Origin of the sequence: Treponema sp. SP13 (assembly GCF_050938355.1) — a bacterium.
Classification (GTDB): Bacteria; Spirochaetota; Spirochaetia; order Treponematales; family Treponemataceae; genus Treponema_D; species Treponema_D socranskii.
Genome location: NZ_JADOVM010000010.1, coordinates 12,792 through 30,982, shown reverse-complemented (window position 1 = coordinate 30,982; position 18,191 = coordinate 12,792). Strand labels below are relative to the sequence as shown.

General features: G+C 50.2%; 14 protein-coding genes. 3 read left to right on the top strand and 11 right to left on the bottom strand.

Features of this window, described 5'->3' with window-relative positions; all coding sequences use genetic code 11:
• Window positions 1-159: 159 nt before the first annotated feature.
• Entirely contained in the window at window positions 160-2,175 is a 2,016-nt protein-coding gene (locus tag IZU26_RS12790) for an ATP-dependent helicase (protein ID WP_433279519.1), read from the top strand.
• 180 nt (window positions 2,176-2,355) lie between these two features.
• Here the strand turns inward: IZU26_RS12790 and IZU26_RS12785 are convergent, their stop codons facing one another.
• Complete coding sequence (locus tag IZU26_RS12785; protein WP_433279517.1) at window positions 2,356-3,999, bottom strand: ABC-F family ATP-binding cassette domain-containing protein; 1,644 nt, start codon at window positions 3,997-3,999, stop codon at window positions 2,356-2,358.
• Window positions 4,000-4,225: 226 nt separating this feature from the next.
• Entirely contained in the window at window positions 4,226-5,923 is a 1,698-nt protein-coding gene (locus IZU26_RS12780; RefSeq protein ID WP_433279515.1) for a DEAD/DEAH box helicase, read from the bottom strand.
• A 30-nt stretch (window positions 5,924-5,953) separates the two neighbouring features.
• On the opposite strand from IZU26_RS12780, the gene IZU26_RS12775 reads away from it, so the two are divergent.
• On the top strand, window positions 5,954-7,084 hold the full coding sequence (locus tag IZU26_RS12775; RefSeq protein ID WP_433279513.1) for a class I SAM-dependent methyltransferase: 1,131 nt from the start codon (window positions 5,954-5,956) through the stop codon (window positions 7,082-7,084).
• A 48-nt stretch (window positions 7,085-7,132) separates the two neighbouring features.
• Here IZU26_RS12775 and rpmE read toward each other — a convergent pair whose 3' ends face one another.
• The 6 genes from rpmE to IZU26_RS12745 all read right to left on the bottom strand — a co-directional run bounded on the left by rpmE (window position 7,133) and on the right by IZU26_RS12745 (window position 13,927).
• Window positions 7,133-7,351, bottom strand: coding sequence for a 50S ribosomal protein L31 (gene rpmE, locus IZU26_RS12770; RefSeq protein ID WP_021329766.1), 219 nt, complete (start codon window positions 7,349-7,351; stop codon window positions 7,133-7,135).
• Between the two features lie 104 nt (window positions 7,352-7,455).
• Complete coding sequence (gene rho, locus IZU26_RS12765; RefSeq protein ID WP_433279510.1) at window positions 7,456-9,213, bottom strand: transcription termination factor Rho; 1,758 nt, start codon at window positions 9,211-9,213, stop codon at window positions 7,456-7,458.
• Between the two features lie 257 nt (window positions 9,214-9,470).
• Entirely contained in the window at window positions 9,471-11,138 is a 1,668-nt protein-coding gene (locus IZU26_RS12760) for a DNA adenine methylase (RefSeq protein WP_433279508.1), read from the bottom strand.
• Between the two features lie 190 nt (window positions 11,139-11,328).
• Window positions 11,329-12,042, bottom strand: coding sequence for a queuosine precursor transporter (locus tag IZU26_RS12755; RefSeq protein WP_433279506.1), 714 nt, complete (start codon window positions 12,040-12,042; stop codon window positions 11,329-11,331).
• Window positions 12,043-12,057: 15 nt separating this feature from the next.
• Window positions 12,058-12,870 carry a metal ABC transporter permease gene (locus IZU26_RS12750; protein ID WP_433279504.1) on the bottom strand — a complete coding sequence of 271 codons (813 nt, stop codon included), beginning with the start codon at window positions 12,868-12,870 and terminating at the stop codon, window positions 12,058-12,060.
• On the bottom strand, window positions 12,863-13,927 hold the full coding sequence (locus IZU26_RS12745) for a DUF1893 domain-containing protein (RefSeq protein ID WP_433279502.1): 1,065 nt from the start codon (window positions 13,925-13,927) through the stop codon (window positions 12,863-12,865). Before IZU26_RS12745 ends, IZU26_RS12750 begins: the two co-directional genes overlap by 8 nt.
• Before the next feature lie 98 nt (window positions 13,928-14,025).
• Here IZU26_RS12745 and IZU26_RS12740 point away from each other — a divergent pair, with 98 nt between their 5' ends.
• Window positions 14,026-14,715, top strand: a complete 690-nt coding sequence (locus IZU26_RS12740) for a Crp/Fnr family transcriptional regulator (RefSeq protein ID WP_433279500.1) — start codon at window positions 14,026-14,028, stop codon at window positions 14,713-14,715.
• 89 nt (window positions 14,716-14,804) lie between these two features.
• Here IZU26_RS12740 and IZU26_RS12735 read toward each other — a convergent pair whose 3' ends face one another.
• The 3 genes from IZU26_RS12735 to IZU26_RS12725 form a co-directional block, all read right to left on the bottom strand.
• Entirely contained in the window at window positions 14,805-16,220 is a 1,416-nt protein-coding gene (locus IZU26_RS12735; RefSeq protein ID WP_310823752.1) for a Na+/H+ antiporter NhaC family protein, read from the bottom strand.
• A gap of 32 nt (window positions 16,221-16,252) precedes the next feature.
• On the bottom strand, window positions 16,253-16,630 hold the full coding sequence (locus IZU26_RS12730) for a RidA family protein (RefSeq protein ID WP_310823754.1): 378 nt from the start codon (window positions 16,628-16,630) through the stop codon (window positions 16,253-16,255).
• 66 nt (window positions 16,631-16,696) lie between these two features.
• Window positions 16,697-18,169 (bottom strand): Na+/H+ antiporter NhaC family protein, encoded by a 1,473-nt coding sequence (locus IZU26_RS12725; RefSeq protein WP_433279498.1) that lies wholly within the window; start codon window positions 18,167-18,169, stop codon window positions 16,697-16,699.
• Window positions 18,170-18,191 lie beyond the last annotated feature (22 nt).

Below are 18,191 nucleotides of genomic sequence, written 5' to 3'. Positions count from 1 at the left end.
GCACTGTACACACTGAACGAAACGGGGTGTTGCGGGGTATCCCCCGCAGGAAGGGGTAGCGCGCAACGAAGTGCGCGCGAGGGGAAGGCTTTCCCCCCTTAAAAAAACATATAAAAAATTACTTGCACAAAGAGCGCTCCGAGTGTTACACTGTGCGCCATGCCCGAACTCGACATACATGCATTGAAAACGGAACTCAATCCCGAACAGCTGCGCGCCGTTACGACGATAACAGGTCCTATTTTGATCATCGCCGGAGCGGGAAGCGGCAAAACAAGAGTCATCACGTACCGCATTGCGCACATGCTCGATGAAGGCATTCCGCAAAGCGCGATCCTTGCGCTGACCTTTACGAATAAAGCTGCGCGCGAAATGGAAGAGCGTGTCAAATCGCTGACGGGCAAAAAGCTGCAAAACCTCACTGTGTCCACGTTTCATGCATTCGGCGTGCGCATTCTCAGACAGGACATCGCCAAACTGGGCTGGCGGGAAAATTTTTCGATTTACGATGAAACCGACAAAGCCTCTCTCATCAAAGAGAGCGCGCGGGAACTGCAGTTCACATCCGATGCGCTCGACTTATACAAAATCGCAAATCTTTTTTCAAACATAAAAACCGGGCGCAAAAATTGGGAGACGGCAAACGATATGTACCGAGCGCTCTACGAATCGTACGAGCAGGGATTGAAGCTGTACAATGCGGTCGACTTCGACGATCTCATCATGCTGCCGATCCGCCTGTTCCATGAACACCCCGACGTGCTCGCAAAATACCGTTCTCGCTACACGTACATCATGGTCGACGAATTTCAGGACACGAGCCGGCAGCAGTACGAGCTCATGCGTCTCCTTGCCGATAAAAATATCGCGGTCGTCGGAGATGACGATCAGTCGATCTACAGCTGGAGGGGTGCCGATTATCAAAACATCGTGCAGTTCGAAAAGGATTTTCCGAGTGTCAAGGAAATCCGCCTCGAGCAAAACTACCGTTCGACCGAAACGATTTTAAGTGCGGCGAACGGCGTCATATCGCACAACACGAACCGCAAAGACAAAAAGCTGTGGAGCGGCAACGGTTCGGGAAAGCCTATCGAACTCTTTATGCCGGAAAACGAAAGTGCCGAAGCGGATTTTATCGCCGAAAGCATTCAAGGCATCGCGATGGAAGAGAGGCGCACATACGACGATTTCGGCATACTCATGCGCGCAAACTCGCAGAGCCGCGCGATCGAAGAAGCCCTGCTTCAAGCGAACATACCCTACACGATGAGCGGCGGCACAAGTTTTTTCGAACGACTCGAAATAAAAGATATCGTAAGCTATCTGCGCGTCGCGGCAAATCAAAGCGACGACATCAATCTGCTTCGAATCATCAATACGCCGCGGCGGGGCATCGGGCGGAGTACGATTTCGGCGATAAACGAAACGGCAAAGCAAAATGCGAGCACGCTGTGGGATGCGATCCGCTATCTGCAAAAAGATCCCGCAGGCGCGCTTTCCGATTCGGCAAAAAAATCGCTCGGGGAATTTATCGATACGATCGAAGGCGCGAGGGCGAAGCTTTTCGGCGGACGGGGGCTTGCAAACAAAGTGCGCGAACTTATCGACGACATACAGTACCGCGACTATATCATCGGCGAATTTCAAAAAAACGAAAAAGCGGTGCGATTTAAATTGCAGAATATCGAAACGCTGCTCATGTCGATTGAAACGTGGGAAAACAATCCCGACAATTTCGATCCGAGTCTGTTCAATTATTTGAACCGCATTACGCTCTTGAGCCGCGACGATATCGAAGACGACGGCGGCAAAGGCAAAGTCAATTTGATGACGATCCACGCGTCGAAGGGGCTCGAATTTCCCGTCGTGTTTATCGCCGGTGCGGAAGAAGGGCTTATGCCGCACGCGCGTTCCGTCGAAGAAACGGACGGAGACGTCGAAGAAGAGAGGCGCCTTTTTTACGTCGCGATCACGCGCGCACGGGACAAATTATTGATTACGTCGTGCCAAAAGCGGAGGCGCATGCAGGCGACGGTCGAATGCACGCCGTCGCGTTTTCTCGAAGAGATACCGGAAAACCTCGTCGAATACCATGAAGTAAAAAAAACGGAGCCGGTGAGTGAAGATAAAGCACACGATTATTTTGCCGACATGCTGAAAAAACTCAAAAGCTGAAATCTCAGGCGGTGCAGCGTGTACAATGCGCGGGAACGAACCGGCGGCAGCGCGGTGTGTGCGCTCGCGCGACCCGGCGAGAGTGCGGACGGCGGCCTTATGCGGTAGAGTTCGATGTTCGCATCTTGAAAATTCGAAGAACACAAATATGCGCCGTCGTTTGAAATGCCGAGTCCCCGCTCACACGCGGTATTTGATTTTTTTGCCGGTGCCTTCGTAATATTTTTTCCGAAGCTCCGTCACCGTATCGTCTGCGATATAGTCGTCGAAGTTCATCATGCGGTCGATGACGCCGTTCGGCGTGATTTCGACGATGCGGTTTGCGATCGACGAAATGAATTCGTGATCGTGGCTGTTGAACAGCACGACGCCCGGAAAATCTTCAAGCGCGTTGTTGAGACTTTCGATCGCTTCCAAATCCAAATGGTTTGTCGGATCGTCGAATATGAGCACGTTCGCATTTTGCAGCATCATCTTCGAAAGCATGCACCTCACTTTTTCGCCGCCGGAAAGCACTTTGACCGGCTTCAGCGATTCGTCGCCGCTGAAAAGCATCCTGCCTAAAAATCCGCGCACGTAAGCGTCGTCCTGTTCTTTCGAATACTGTTTAAGCCACTCGGTAATCGTCAAATCGTTTTCAAAATACTTGTTCGTGTCGCGCGGTAAGTAGGAATAACTCGTCGTCTGTCCCCAAAACACTTCGCCCGAATCCGCCTTCTTTTCACCTGCGATGATGTCGAAAAACGCCGAAATGGAATTGTGTTCGATGCCGACGAAGGCGACTTTATCGGTACGGTTTACGATGAGCGAAAAATCTTTCAAAAGCTCGACACCGTCCTGAGCGTAATTGAGCTTTTTCACTTCGAGCGTGTTGTTTCCGATGGCGCGCTCTTGGGCAAAGTGAATGTACGGAAATTTTCTGCTCGTGACGGGAAGCTCTTCGAGGGCAAGCTTGTCGAGCACTTTTTTGCGGCTTGTCGCTTGCCGGCTTTTCGCCGCGTTCGACGCAAAGCGCTGGATAAATTCTCTCAAGTCGGCCATCTTGTCTTCGCGCCGTCTCGCCTGATCTTTCGCCTGCTTTTGCAGCATTTGGCTCATCTGATACCAAAAATCGTAATTGCCGGAAAACTGCGTGATCTTTCCGTAATCGATATCGCAGACGACCGTACACACCGTATTGAGAAAGTGGCGGTCGTGGCTGACGACGATGACGATGTTTTCAAAATCGAGCAAAAAATTTTCGAGCCACGTAATCGATTCGATATCGAGGCCGTTCGTCGGTTCGTCGAGCAGCAGTATGTCGGGATTTCCGAAAATCGCCTGCGCGAGGAGGACGCGCACTTTTTGACTTTCGTCCAAATCGCTCATCGCTTTGTCGTGATATTCTTCTTCGAGACCGAGGCCGGAAAGCATCTGTTCGATTTGATTTTCCGCTTCGTAGCCGCCGAGTTCGCCGAACTCCGCTTCGAGTTCCGACGCTTTGATGCCGTCTTCTTCGGAAAAATCCGCTTTCGCGTAGATTTCGTCCCGCGCCTTCGTGCATTCGTAGAGCTTCGGATAGCCCATCATCACCGTTTCTTTGACGGAATAATCGTCGAACGCAAAGTGGTTTTGCTGCAAAACGGCCATGCGCTTTCCCTGCGCCATAGCTATGGTGCCGGTATCGTGTTCGAGTTCTCCCGAAAGCACTTTCAAAAAAGTCGATTTTCCGGCTCCGTTCGCGCCGATAATGCCGTAGCAGTTGCCCGGCGTAAATTTCACATTGACGTCTTTAAACAGCGGCTTGTCGCCGAATTTGACACTGACATCGGATACGGTTATCACTCACAGCTCCCTTGATAATATAAATAAATTGAACGGCGAATTTAAAAAATATTAATTAATCAACACCCCCGACGCAAGCGTCGGGGTATGTTGTTCTCATAAGGTGGTTGCAGTCGGCTTTAATACCCTTTGTTACGACGCAAGCATCGGGGTATTAAACCCTCCGCACGAATAAAAACACGCGGCGCTCTCCGTGTGCACGGACTTCGGCGCACACGATCGCGCGTTATTTTTTCCCGAACAGCGATTTGATTTTATGCCACAAGCTCTGCGACTGCAAACCTTTTTTGCTTTCGTCGTAGCGCTGCACACCGCTCCTCTTTTTCGCAGCCGACGGTTTTTGTACGTTTTGTCTTCCCCTCTCGAAAGAAGAGCGGGAAGCACCCTGCCCTTTCGCCGAGTCGTTTTTGCGGCCGGTTTTTGCGCGGTCTTTTTTCGAAAACGGCTTTGCGCCCTTCGATTTGGAAGAAGAGCCGCCTTTGCCGTCCGTGAGCGCCGAAGCGGACTTTGCGTATTTTTCTTTATAGAGCTTCATGCGCTCTTCGAAAGACATACTCTGAAGCTTTTCCGTGTCGTCTTCGGTAAAGCGCTCTTTTCGAAACGCCGGTTTCTCGGATGCGCTTCCCGTCTTTCGTCTGCCGCGGCTTCCGCTTCGCGCATCGCTTTTTTTCGAATCGCGTCTTCCGGAAAACTTTCCGCCGCCCGCGCCGCCTCTCCGCGAAGAAGTTCGGCCGCCTTCGTAATCTTCGCGCCAATTTTCAGTTCTGATATACACGCCTTCGCTCGCGTCTCCTCCGAGCATCGATGCATCGGCGACGCGCGAAGGAATTTGCATTTCTATATAACGTTCGATAGCCGGAAGATTGTATACGTCCTGTTCGCTGCAAAACGTGTACGCTTTGCCCGTCCTGCCTGCGCGGGCGGTACGTCCGATGCGATGCACGTAGTTTTCCGATTCGTTCGGCAAATCGTAATTGACGACCATCGCCAAATCGTGCACGTCGATACCGCGCGCGGCGACGTCGGTTGCGACGAGGATCGAAACGCTTCCGTCTTTAAATCGGTTGAGCACTTGCAGCCGTTTCGCCTGCGGCAAATCGCCGATGATGAATTCGCTTTTAAAACCGTTTTTGACGAGCCGCTTTGAAACGACTTCGCACGAACGTTTCGTATTGCAAAAGACGAGCACGCTTTCGGGTTTTTCTTTTGAAAGGATGCCGACGAGCAGTTTCATCTTTTCGTCGCTCGAAACGTGCAGCAATTCCTGATCGATTTGTTCGACGGTGATAGTATCCGATTCGATCGTAATCTCTTTCGCATCCCGTGTGTATTCCCATGCGAGATTTTTTACGTATGAATTGAGCGTCGCGGAAAAAAGCATCGTTTGGCGGTCTTCCGCTTTCGGCAGCACTTTGAGCAGCGTGCGCAAGTCGGGGTAAAAACCCATATCGAACATACGGTCGGCTTCATCGACAACGAGAAAACCGACGTTCGACAAGTCGAGCTGGCGGCTTTGCTGAAGATCGATCATGCGGCCGGGAGTACCGACAATGATGTCCACTCCTTTTTTAAGGGAAGCGATCTGCCGCTCATAGCCGACGCCGCCGTAAAAACTGAACGCTTTCAGCTGCGTTCCGCTCGTCAATTTTTTCGCTTCTTCTTCAACCTGCACCGCAAGCTCGCGTGTCGGAAGCAGGATGAGCACTTTTTTGCCCGCATTGTCCGGAGAGGCAAGGAGTTCCTGTAAAATGGAAACGAGGTACGCCGCCGTTTTTCCCGTTCCCGTTTGAGACTGAACATATAAATCGGATCCGTCGAGCGCCGTTTTGAGTACCGCTTCCTGAACCGGCGTGCACGTCACATAGCCTGCCGCTTCGATGCCTTTGAGCAGGTCTTCGTGCAAATTAAATTCGGTAAAATCCATATCTTTTTACTATATACTTTTTCCTTCGTTATGTATAGTATTGCGCTTATGCCGACGGAATGCAAAGACGATTATCAAGCCCAACTGTTTTCAAACCGACTCGTAAAACGCTTGAGGCACCTTCGAAAATGGGCGCGCAAAAACGGTGTCACTTGCTATCGCGTGTACGACCGCGATATACCGGAAATCCCGGTTTCGGTCGATCTCTACGAATTTTTGCCGGACGAAATCGGAGACAAAAAAAGCGCCGCCCGTTTTACCGCAGACGAATTCGCACGCCTTTCTGAAAACGATGCCGGGGTGCAGGCGGAAATCGCTTCGAGGAGCGCCCTCGTCATCTGTCTGTACGAACGCCCGTACGAAAAAGCGGAAGCCGAAGAGAGGGCGTGGCTTTCCAAAATCGCACAGGCGGCAAGCGCCGTCGTCGGTACGGCGGAAAATCGCATCGTCGTCAAAACGAGAAAACGCGATAAGGGCGGAAGCCAATATGCGGAAGACGTAAACGACATACAAAGCGCAGGGCACATCGAAGGGCTCATACAGGAATGCGCATCTCTTTTCCGCGTTTCTATAAGTTCCCGCATCGACAGCGGACTTTTTTTCGATCACCGTCCCCTCCGTGCCCGAGTCCGAGAAAACGCGAGCGGAAAATCGGTATTGAATCTCTTTTGCTATACGGGCTCTTTTTCCGTCTACGCCGCCGAAGGAAACGCGCGCCTCGTCGATTCGGTCGATTTGTCGAACACCTATCTCGAGCGCGCAAAAGAAAATATGCGCTTAAACGGTTTTTCCGACGAAAAAAAATACCGCTTTATCCGCGCGGACGCCGCCGAATTCATCTTTCAAAAAAAAGCATCCGGCGAACGATACGATATCATTATTCTCGATCCGCCGACATTCAGCAATTCGAAGATGACGGATACCGTACTCGATCTCGTAAAAGATTGGCCGCGCTTCGTAAACGGCTGCATCGCCCTGCTTGCAAAAGGCGGCGTACTCTATTTTTCGACGAACGCCAAACGCTTACGCTTCGACGAAAGCCTTATCGAAACGCCGGCGAATGAAAACGCAATCACGGTGCGCGACATCACCGCTTCGACGATCCCCGAAGACTTTTTGCAAAAAAAGCCGCACCGCGCGTGGGAAATCCGCAGGAATTGAAGCATAAAAAAAAACCGCCCCCTAAGGAGCGGAGTTTTTATACGGCGGTCAATTTGCCGATTCTTCGGACTTGATGCCGTAGCGCTTGTTGAAGCGGTCGATGCGGCCTGCGGTATCGACGAGCTTTTGCTTACCCGTATAAAACGGATGGCATGCCGAACAGATTTCCACGCGGATGTTTTGAGCCGTCGATCGCGTTTCGATGACGTTTCCGCACGCGCAAGTGATCTTTGTCAATTTGTATTCGGGATGAATTCCTTTTTTCATAATTGCTCCTTTCATTTTGCCCGGCTGCACGGCACGAGTTTACGCGCTGAGCGCAGCCACAAAACGACGATGTTCTATCAATATAGTAAAAAAATACGCGCTTGTCAATTATCCGAAACGGCAGCCGTACCGGTGTTCATGGACGCGAGGAACGCTTCGTTCGTCTTCGTCTTTCTCATGCGGTCGAGCAAAAGTTCGAGAATGTCCGCGTCTTCCATAGGATTGAGCACTTTGCGCAGCACCCACATCTTTTGCAGTTCGTTTTCGGACAAAAGCAGTTCTTCTTTGCGCGTCCCCGATTTTTTGATATTGATCGCCGGGAAAAGTCTGCGTTCGGCAAGCTTTCTGTCAAGGTCGATTTCGCTGTTGCCGGTGCCTTTGAATTCTTCAAAGATAACTTCATCCATGCGGCTTCCCGTTTCGATGAGTGCAGTCGAAATGATCGTCAAACTGCCGCCCTCTTCCACGTTGCGCGCCGCGCCGAAAAAGCGCTTGGGCTTGTGAAGGGCGTTCGAGTCGACGCCGCCGGAAAGCACTTTACCGGACGTCGGTACCGTTTGGTTGTATGCACGCGCAAGACGCGTAATCGAATCGAGAAAGATGACGACGTCGCGCTTGTGTTCGACGAGTCGCTTCGCTTTTTCGAGCACCATCTCCGCAACCTGCACATGGCGAGTCGCCTGTTCGTCGAAAGTCGATGAGATGACTTCCGCTTGAATCGATCGCTCCATTTCAGTCACTTCTTCGGGACGTTCGTCGATAAGCAAAACGATGAGGTAAACTTCGGGATGATTTTTCGTAATCGCATTTGCGATCTTTTGCATGAGGATCGTTTTACCGGCTTTCGGCGGCGCGACGATCAGGAGGCGCTGCCCCTTACCGATCGGATTGAAAAGATCGAGGATGCGCGTCGAAACTTCGGTTGAAACCGTTTCGAGATGCAGTTTATTGTTCGGATAGAGCGGCGTCAGATTTTCAAACGGAATTCTCGTTTGCGCGACGCGCGGTTCGTCGAAGTTTACCGATTCTATGCGGAGCAGCGCAAAAAAACGCTCGCCCTCTTTCGGAGAACGCGTCTGCCCGTACACGGTGTCGCCCGTCTTCAAATTGAAAAGCCTGATTTGGCTCGGCGAAATATAGATATCGTCGGGACCGGGAAGATAGCTGTTTTGCGGAGAACGCAAAAAGCCGTAGCCGTCTGGCAGGATTTCGAGCGCGCCGGACGCAAATATCGTGCCGCCGTGTTCGGTGTGTGCTTTTAAGATGACGAAGATGAGCTCCTGCTTTTTCATCGGTGCCAAATCGTCGCTCGAAAAGCCGTATTTCATCGCAAGCTCTCGAAGCTGCGTCATGCCCATGACGGTCAAATCGTTTATGACAAGCTTCGGTTTCGCTTCTTCGTCTCCGTCGCTCTCCATAGGAATCGATGCCTGATTTTGGAGGGCGGCGTCGACTGCGGGGCTGGAATATGTGCGGTTTGCACCGTAGCGCGCAGGCTTTCGATACGCTTGATTTGCGCTTCCGTTCCAGCGCGGACGGGCACGGCGATCCGCAAACGATTCGTGCGCTTCTTCAGTCTCCGCTTCCTGAGCCGTATCGGATTCGCTCGCTTCTTCTTCCTGGGAGGCAGCTTTATCGACTTTGATTACCGCGCGGCGTTTCGTTTTGACGGTGCGTACCGGACGCGCCGCATCAACGACATCAGCCGGCGTTTCTTGCGCATAGTTTTCTTCGCCCCCGTCGGAAACGGATTCCGAGCCGGCATAAGAATCGGGCTGAACTTCGGATTCGCTCTGCGCTTTTTCCGTCTTTTCAACATCACCTGATGCGCCCGCAGTACGGCGCTTTCGTATTGGTGCCATTAATAATTCTCCATTGCGTTATGATTTATAAAAAACGACATACTCGATTTTAGAATGAAAATATTCCTTGGAAAAGGGATAGAGGTCTCTAAAAACTTCGTTTTTGGAAACTTTCCTTGATTTTACTGTACGACGTCTGTCTATCGAAACGATTATGCAACGATTTATTATTAGCGTATTTGCCGCCGGCTGTCAAGCGCTTTTGTTTTTTTTCTTTTTTGCTTTTTGCGGAGGTATCAAAATTGTATGCAGAGGCATTACGTCACAAAGCGAAGGCAGGCGAGACTTTCGACGTCCGCGATTTTTTTATCGATGCACGCATAGAGCTCGGGATGAGATTTCCGCAGCCCTTTGATTTTTTCGAGCCACGTATAAAACGACGCGCGGTTTTTTCGGTATGCAAGCTTTTTCAGCGTACCGGGGATGAGCGAAACAAAAGCGCGGCTTTTTTCGCTCCCGTCCATATTCGACAGCAATTCCGCCAACTCATCTTCTTTCGTTTCACACGCGCATGAAAAAAGAACATCGTACAACGTACGGAGAGCCGATGCGGAAAGCGCGGTGTCCTCCGGCGGATATAAAACGAAGCCGCCCTTCGTACGGAGCGATATCGTTTTTCCGCAAACCGAAAATAAAAAGCGCTCCCCGTCAAAACTTGAAGCTGCGGCGGCGAGTTTTCTTTTCGAAAATCTTCGCTTGAAAAGGAGTGCGAATTTTTTTTTGATAAGGATATCGTCTATCGCCCGCATCGACGCCGCATCGGATTTTTGCGTCGTGTCGATACAAAGGACGAATTCGATATTCACGTTGCGCCGCGCGTTACTCTGCTTACCGCCTCGGTACGTCGTGTATTCGCCCGTCACGATCGAAAGCTTTCCGCGCGTCATACACATTTCGCGCATCGCTTCAAACGGGATGATGCCGTCGGTACTGTAGCTTATTAAAATATATCTCGCGTCGAGATTCGAAAGCAAATCGGCAAACGCACGTTCGGCTTTTTCCTTATAACAATAATCCGAACGCGTCCTGCTCCAATCGTGCCTGATCCCCGCTTTTTCGGCAAGCTCCCCTCTTTCGTTCAAATCGAGCGGAACGGGAATGCGATCCCACAGCGCGATCGTATTGAGCAAATGGTAATTGCTTCCGTACTGATGCTGATTATACGGAGGATCGACGTATGCGATATCGATACCCCCGATTTTTTTTACGAGCGCGTTCGCGTCTTCTTTGTACACGTGAACCGGAAACGGAGATAAAGCGAGTACCGGAAAGCGGAGCCGTATCGGAGAGGTGATGCGATCGAGTGCGTCTTTCGAATAGCCGCCGAAACCCTTGTGAAACGCTTTGAAAACGCCGGACGTATTCGTGTGAGTCGCAGCTTCATAGAGCAGTTCCGCCAAAAGCAATTCGCGCTTTTTTTGTTCGGACGGAGACGCGCTTTCAGGATACGCACGCTCGATATGATTTCTGATTTTATCGATCGCGAGCGCATTGCGCTTCGTATAAAAGAGACGTTCGGTTTTAAAATCCGCCGCATCGTCATCGAAGGATTTGGGCGCATAGTAACGGGCGATATATCGCTCATCTTCGGACGGATCGGGCAGATCGTTGATTTTTTCGATAATACGCAAAAGTTTTTCTTCCGAGCCGAAGAGTTCGGAAATTTCATTTTTATCGATTCTAATATAAGCGGAATTCAATATGTACGAGTAGTATTCCCAATCGTTAGAGAACACTTCACAGCCGAGCGATTTTGCAAGACGCGATACCGCCCCGCTTCCCGCAAAAACGTCAAAAAATTTCGCACCTTCCAAGGGGACGCCGGTCTTTTCTATCGCGCGGTAGACGAGCGGGAGCAGCCTCCGCTTATTTCCGATATAGGCGATGAGTTGTTCCGTCAAATACGGCGAAGAAAAATCAACCATGCGAAATCCTTTGCGGCATCTGCGAAAGCTTCGCATCGTACGACAACCGCATCTGCTACGCCATCATACACGATGCGGCAAAAAAGTCAATTAACCGGTAGGAGGCGTCAGTTCGATGCAGTGAAAGCCCGCCGCAGCGATGCCCGTGCGCGGTATGTATTTGGAAACCGAACTCATCGTGCGCGAATCGTCAACGCGCCGCCCCGCGTGATTTTCGCATCGCATGTATTTTTCGCGCAGCGTACAAAAACGGCGTATCGGCGATGCTCGTCACAATGTAGATCACATAGCACGACGCCGTTATCGCCGCGAGCGTTTTCATATCGTAGACGCCGAAAAACGCACCGAAATTGAAGAGGACGATGTTCACCGCTTGGGATGCGAGCGTCGCCGCGTTGTTGCGGAGCCACAAGTATTTCACCCCGCTGCCGCTTTTCTTTTTTGTTAAATCCCACAGCGCGTGATAGAGGCGTACGTCGAGCAGTTCGCTTACGGCATACGCGATGAGGCTTGAGGCAAGGATGCGCGGCGTTCCGGAAAAAAGCGTTTTGACGGCCGCCATCGCGCGGTCGCCGGAAGCAGGCGCGTAGTGCGGCCACAGCGCCGAAAACAAAATAAAAACGCAGGAAGTCGCGATGCCGATTTTTACCGCTTTGCCGGCTTCTTTTTTGCCGTAGAATTCGCTTAAAAAATCGGTTGCGAGAAAGCTCGACGCGAAAAGCGTATTGCCGAGCGTCTGTTCCATGCCGAACGCTTTTATTAAAACGGCGACTTCGATATTTGCCAAAACCGTACACAGCGCGATCCACACGCTGCAGCCGGTTTTTCCGAAAAGGCAAAAAAACGCGAGCAAGCCGCCGAACGAAGCGGCAAGTGAAATGATAAGCAGCAATTCATTTGTCATAGTCTGTAGTTCTTATTATATCACGGAAAAAACCGCATAGGCAATTCCCGCAATGATCGCGATCACGGCTCCCGGCGGCAAATCGAAAACGACGGCGAGCACGTAGCCTCCTGCGGCGAAGATGCAGCCCGAAACGCTGCTCAACAAAAAGAGAGAGCCGATACCCTGCCCTTTTTTCCGGCGCAAAAAAGCTGCGGAGGAAAGCACGGGCAGCACAAGCAGCGCGTCGATTAAAAACGCGCCGAGCAATTTCATCGCGATCGCCACAGTAAACGCGATAATCGCGACCATGAACGTATAGTGAACGCGCACGTGTATGCCGAGCGAATAGGCGATCTCCCTGCTGTAAAAGAGTGCGGCGATATTTCTGAAGTTGATAAGGACATAGGAGGCGAGAAAGATTGCAAGACCGGCAAGAAACGCAAGGTCGGACACACCGAGCGCGAATGGACTTCCCCACAGCAAACTGAGCGTATCTTTTGCCGGAACCCCTCCGATGCGCACGACAAGCGACGCGAGCGCCATGCTGAAAACCATCGCCGCGGCACTCGCCCCGCCGAAACCGAAATTTTCATTTTTCGTAAACGCCGTCATAGCAAAAATGAGAACGATGTTTACCGCGAGAATCACGGGAACGAGCGGAAGTGAAAATGCAAGCGCGAGCGCACCTCCCAAAATGACGCCGTGCATGAGCATATAGCGAAGCGGCACGAGTTGTAAGCGGAGCACCATGACACCGCAAAGCGGAAAACAGGCGCCGGAGACGACGAGCGCGATACCCCCGCGAAACACCGGCGGCAGCATAAAGAGCAGCAACAGTCTATCCACACACACCTCCCGCATCTTCGGCCGCCGCTTTGCCAAGGTGCAGCACTTGCCACCCTGCCATACGCAAAAGCGCTTCGTCGTGCGTAACGATGATGACGGTCGGGATTTCGGAAACGGAAAGCGAATGCAGAATTTCCATAACCGTAGCGCGGCTTTCCGTATCCAAAGCGGCAGTCGGTTCGTCGAGCAAAAGCAGTTTTGCGTTTTGCGCAAGGCAGCGCGCAAAAGACACTTTTTGCTTTTCACCGCCCGAAAGACTTGCAAAGCTCCTGCCCGAAAGACGAAGCGCATCGACACGCGCGAGCGCTTTTCGAATAAGAGACGTTCCGTTTTTTACGCGGGACGGCAAACCGAGCGACACGACTTCTTCAACCGAAAGACTGTACTCCGAGCTCTCCGCCGCTTGCGGAATATAACCGATCGTCCGCTTGGGCAGCTTCGACGGATGTACGCCGTCGATCAAAATCTCCCCCGATTCGACCGGGATCATACCGATCAGCAATCGTAAAAGCGTCGTCTTTCCCGCGCCGTTTTCGCCCGCTATCATAAGACGACCGCCGGCGTTTACGGCAAACGAAATGTTTTTGATAAAACCGTACGGCGCGGACAAATTTCGCACGCACACGTCGACGCCCTGCACGAGCTTTGCGCGGAAGCGCAGATGCGTATACATCTCATCGCTGTCGTGCATCGTTTCGAGACGATCTTCGGTCGCGCACAAAAGACGGCGCACCGAGGTATCGTACGAAAGTTCAATCGGATCGTGCCCGCCGCGTGCACGGTTCAATTCCGCAACATAGTCGATCGCCAACGCGCTTGCGATATTCGCGTGGATTTTTTTGATGCCCATACGGATCATCAAAACGCAGGCGGCCTTTCCGACAGCGGTATCGTGGGCGCAAAGATCGCTTCGAGAACCGTCATACGTTTTAAAAAAATCTTCAAGGGCAAACAGCGGCATGAGCCACTTTCCGCCGTTTGAAAAGATGAGCGTATCTCCGTCGTAAACGCACAGCGTCGTATGTTCGGGAAGCGGTAAACGATAAGCGGCAATCATACGGATAGTATAGAATAATTCGCATAAATGGCAAATAGCACATATAGGGCTGAAAAAAATGCTGTGAAATAATCTGTATTCAATGTATACTATTAAACATGGCCAACACATTCCCCGTGACCAGAATATCGCCCTGGATTAATATCGATCTTTCCTATTGGGATGACCTTACCCGAAACCGGCTGCCTCGTTTGTTTCGAAAAAAAACGTTCCTGTATCACCAGAATGAAATGCCGGACGGTGTGTATATCATAAAATCGGGACGAGTCAGGATAACGTCTTACCGCTCCGGAGGAGAAGAAAAACAGCTTTATATTGCGGAACAAGGAGCTATGTGCGGGGAGTTTGCATGTATTCAAAACCATCCTCATGACACTTCCGCAGTCGCCATTGTGGATTCTATGGTATACTTCATTCCTTATCATGTGCTGGAAGAACATATGCGAAGAAATTGGAGTATGGCACAAAAAATCATGCGTCTTGTCTGCAGAAAGAGCAGCATTTTTGTCAGCCAAATTCTGGAGCTCAGTTTTTATCAATCCTTACAGCGTATCGCCCGCATACTCCTGGATATCGCCGCACAGTACGGAAGGGCTCAAGCCGACGGAAGCGTCCTTATAAGTATAAAGTTTACTCATCAGGATATCGCCAGTATGATTAACACCAGCAGGGTTACGACCAGTAATATTTTTAACAATTTTCTTGAAAAGGGCATAATCGGCAGGAAAGACGGACATTATATTCTTCGGGATACGGAAGAACTTGAACGCCTTTTATCCGAATACTAGTCGACAACGAAAAATGCTGTCAAAAAAGTGACCAGCTTTTTTGACAGCTGTGCTTTGCTATTGCATACCAAATTATTTAATGCCGCAGCCTATGCTTCGGCCGTATTTTCATTATCATTTTTTTCACCGCCGTCGGCCATCATAGTACGGCCGTATCCGGTGACAATGGACACAATGAGAATAACAAGCATTGCCCAAGGGTAAAATTGTCCGACGATGATTGCAATTGGAGAAACGGGACTTGCCCCTTCCACAGGAGCTGTCGTTGCGCTCAGCATAACACCGATGACTACCGGAATCATGTAGGGAAGCAGATAATTCAGCGTGCTTCCCGTACAGTCCAAAAGATTTGCCCGCCGGTATTTATTGATACGGTATTTTTTACCCAGCTTGTTAGCCAGTTCTCCTGTTCCTACGATGGCTGCCGTGTTGAGACCCGTAGCCATGTTTAGCAGGATAACAATGATAACGATCGCAACTTCCGCTGAACGGACGCCTATTATAAAACGATCCATGGACTTGAGAAGCAGGTCTATACCGCCGCCTTCTTTCAGAACGCTTATTTGGGCGAACATCATCATGACTATGATCACTGTGGGAACTGCGCTCTGTATGCCTTCGAGGATAATTCCTCCGGCGCCGAAGGGCTCCGGAACGGAAACTATGTCACCCAATCCGATGATACCTGTCGCCAAGGCGATTATGAGCCCAGATATGATGCCGTAACTCAAAGCTTCCAAAAGATGTCTTTTAAATATGCAGGCGGTTACAACTATCACGGGGATGAGCAAAAACAAAAGAGATACCGGATTGGTCTCGCCCGCCGAAATCATTGTGCTGTCTATAACTTGGCCTCCGGATCCGAGGATAAAATATAAAATCATTGAAATAAGCGCTGCGGGAATGGAGTATTTCAGTCGGCTGCGCACAACACCTCCGAGATCCGCTTCCTGCGTAGATGCTGAGGCGATGGTAGTGTCGGAAACGGGGGAAAGGTTGTCTCCGAAAGCGCCTCCTGAAATTATAGCACCCATAAGCAATCCCGGTGTCGCTCCTACCAAGTATCCTACGGGATAAAGTATAGGCCCGACTACGAATATGGTACCCACAGATGTTCCTGTAGAAAATGCCACAAGACAAGTCAAAAGGAATGTCGCCCCGACAAACTTATTTCCTAAAAAATTCGCCCGCACAAGATAATTGGCAAGGGTTGTCACAACACCGCTTCGGCTGAGTAAGGCGCCGCATATACCGGCATATATGACGGCAACAATCAGTATAGCCGCTATATTGTCGGTCACCCCTTTAAGGATGGCTTCGCAATAAGCGATTTTGTCCTTTGCCAAAAAGATGCAAAGTATCAGAGGAAGCAAAAAAACTACCCAATACTCAGGGATATTTGCGTTTAGGACTGCGATATAGATAAGTCCCGCTATGGCAAGAATAATAGGTACGAATATCATACCTTTACTGCCATAGAATTCCAGCTTTCGTTTTTCTTCCATAATGATTACCGATCCTCCTTTTTAAGGAATTGCTATTCTAAGGCGGCGACGATTTCTATTTCGCAAAGTACTCCTTTCGGCAGCTGTTTTACCGCGACGCAGCTGCGGGCGGGTTTTGATACAAAATATTTTTCATAAACTTTGTTGAATGCCGCAAAATCTCCCATATCCGCAAGAAAACAGGTGGTTTTGATAACCTTTGTAAAATCAATACCGTTCGCGGTAAGTACGGCGCTTATGTTTTTTATTACTTGCTCCGCCTGTGCGCTGATATTGTCGCCCGTTACGTTGCCGCTTACGGGATCAAGGGGTATTTGCCCTGACGTAAACAGCAAACTTCCGTAACTTATGGCCTGTGAATACGGTCCGATTGCCGCAGGCGCCTTGTCGGTATTTGTTATTTTTAACATGATCCATTCCTCCTAAAAATTCAATTCGCCGAAATAATCCGGCGGTTAATTCACGATCAATATGGATCATACATCCATTATATTTTTGGATTTACTCTCCGCTGCGTCTTTTGCTATTTCAGCGTCGTATTGATCTTTTGGGATAAAACTACGTCCCCATCCCGAAATACAGGCGAACACCATCACTGCAAGAAGCGTCCATCCGTGGAATGCGAACAGGCTTATATGAAACACCGTAAAATCTACCGGCGCTCCGGAACCTGCGGCAAACATATATGCGAGCATAGGAGCAAAACTGTAGGGAATAAGACACATAGCCGCTCCCGAAACAGCATCCAGAATATTGGCGCTTCTGTCTCTGGAAATACGGTGTTTTTCCACCAAAACTTTTTTTGCCACGGGGCCGAGCATGACTATGACAACAGTGTTTGCCACAGTCAGCATGTTAAGGATGATATCGAGCATTAAGATGGTAAGTTCCGAACTGCGGGGGGACTTTGTAAAAATCGACAGTCTGTCTATGAGATAGCTGAAAAATCCGCCTTTGTCGAGGAGATTTATAAGTCCCATAAGCATAAATGCGAATACGGAAATATCGATAAGCCCTAAAATGCCTTCAACCAAAACACCGCCTACGGTAAAATTATTTAGATCGATGACAAGAATTCGAGCAGGATCAAGCAGTCCCGTCGCAAGACTTAGCACCAATGCGATTACACAGCTTAACATCAAAGCTATTATCAGGTGAGATCCTCGGTACATAAGGAAAATAAGAATTGCCGGTATTAAAAGCATTATGAGACCGTTCGGCTTAAGTTCTCCGAGCGATGCGGTAGTAAATTCCCCTCTCGTACCGCTGCCGGCAAAAATAAAAAACAGCACCGCTGCTATTGCGGCGGCAACCAGTGCATATTTTAGGCGCGAGCGAACCACATCGGCGACTTCTATCCCTTGTGAATATGCCGAAGCGATAGTAGTATCCGAAACAGGCGCAATATTGTCGCCGAAATACGCTGCAGACACTATGGCACCCAAAAGGACAGCTCCGTTGGAACCGATAGCAGCCCCTACGGGATAAAGAATAGGAGTCAGAGCGATCACAGTCCCTAAAGCCGTTCCCGTTGCGGTCGAGAGGGAGCATCCTAAAATGAATACCAATACAGGGAACAATCGAGGGCTGACATTGGCCCTTACGCAAAGCCAAACAAGACTGTTGATCAGACCCGATTCTTTAAGGATCTGAGCTACGATTCCCGCAAGGAACCATGCCATGAGCATTATGGCCACCATCTCGGAGGCCATACCTTTTACCAATTCGCCGGCGCATTTTTCCGGATTTTTTGCCATGATCAACGCTGCAAGAATGGATGCCAGAGTCGGAACCCAAAACGCCATCGGAAGAGCCTTGCCGGTTAGAGCCAAAATGATTATTCCGACAAACAGGACAAGAAACGGAATCGCCGCTCCCAAAACGCCGCCTCTGAATTCAAGTACTTCGGATTTTGTTTCGTTGGCCTTATTTGCTAATTTGTCTCCCATAAATACAGTCACCCCCTTTCAA

What these genes read in the sequence shown, in the direction of transcription:
- IZU26_RS12790 (WP_433279519.1), top strand. Translation starts at nt 160, where the DNA reads ATGCCCGAACTCGACATACATGCATTGAAAACGGAACTCAATCCCGAA.
- IZU26_RS12780 (WP_433279515.1), bottom strand. Translation starts at nt 5,923, where the DNA reads ATGGATTTTACCGAATTTAATTTGCACGAAGACCTGCTCAAAGGCATC.
- IZU26_RS12735 (WP_310823752.1), bottom strand. Translation starts at nt 16,220, where the DNA reads ATGGAAGAAAAACGAAAGCTGGAATTCTATGGCAGTAAAGGTATGATA.
- IZU26_RS12740 (WP_433279500.1), top strand. Translation starts at nt 14,026, where the DNA reads ATGGCCAACACATTCCCCGTGACCAGAATATCGCCCTGGATTAATATC.
- IZU26_RS12775 (WP_433279513.1), top strand. Translation starts at nt 5,954, where the DNA reads ATGTATAGTATTGCGCTTATGCCGACGGAATGCAAAGACGATTATCAA.
- rho (WP_433279510.1), bottom strand. Translation starts at nt 9,213, where the DNA reads ATGGCACCAATACGAAAGCGCCGTACTGCGGGCGCATCAGGTGATGTT.
- IZU26_RS12745 (WP_433279502.1), bottom strand. Translation starts at nt 13,927, where the DNA reads ATGATTGCCGCTTATCGTTTACCGCTTCCCGAACATACGACGCTGTGC.
- IZU26_RS12725 (WP_433279498.1), bottom strand. Translation starts at nt 18,169, where the DNA reads ATGGGAGACAAATTAGCAAATAAGGCCAACGAAACAAAATCCGAAGTA.
- IZU26_RS12755 (WP_433279506.1), bottom strand. Translation starts at nt 12,042, where the DNA reads ATGACAAATGAATTGCTGCTTATCATTTCACTTGCCGCTTCGTTCGGC.
- IZU26_RS12730 (WP_310823754.1), bottom strand. Translation starts at nt 16,630, where the DNA reads ATGTTAAAAATAACAAATACCGACAAGGCGCCTGCGGCAATCGGACCG.
- IZU26_RS12760 (WP_433279508.1), bottom strand. Translation starts at nt 11,138, where the DNA reads ATGGTTGATTTTTCTTCGCCGTATTTGACGGAACAACTCATCGCCTAT.
- rpmE (WP_021329766.1), bottom strand. Translation starts at nt 7,351, where the DNA reads ATGAAAAAAGGAATTCATCCCGAATACAAATTGACAAAGATCACTTGC.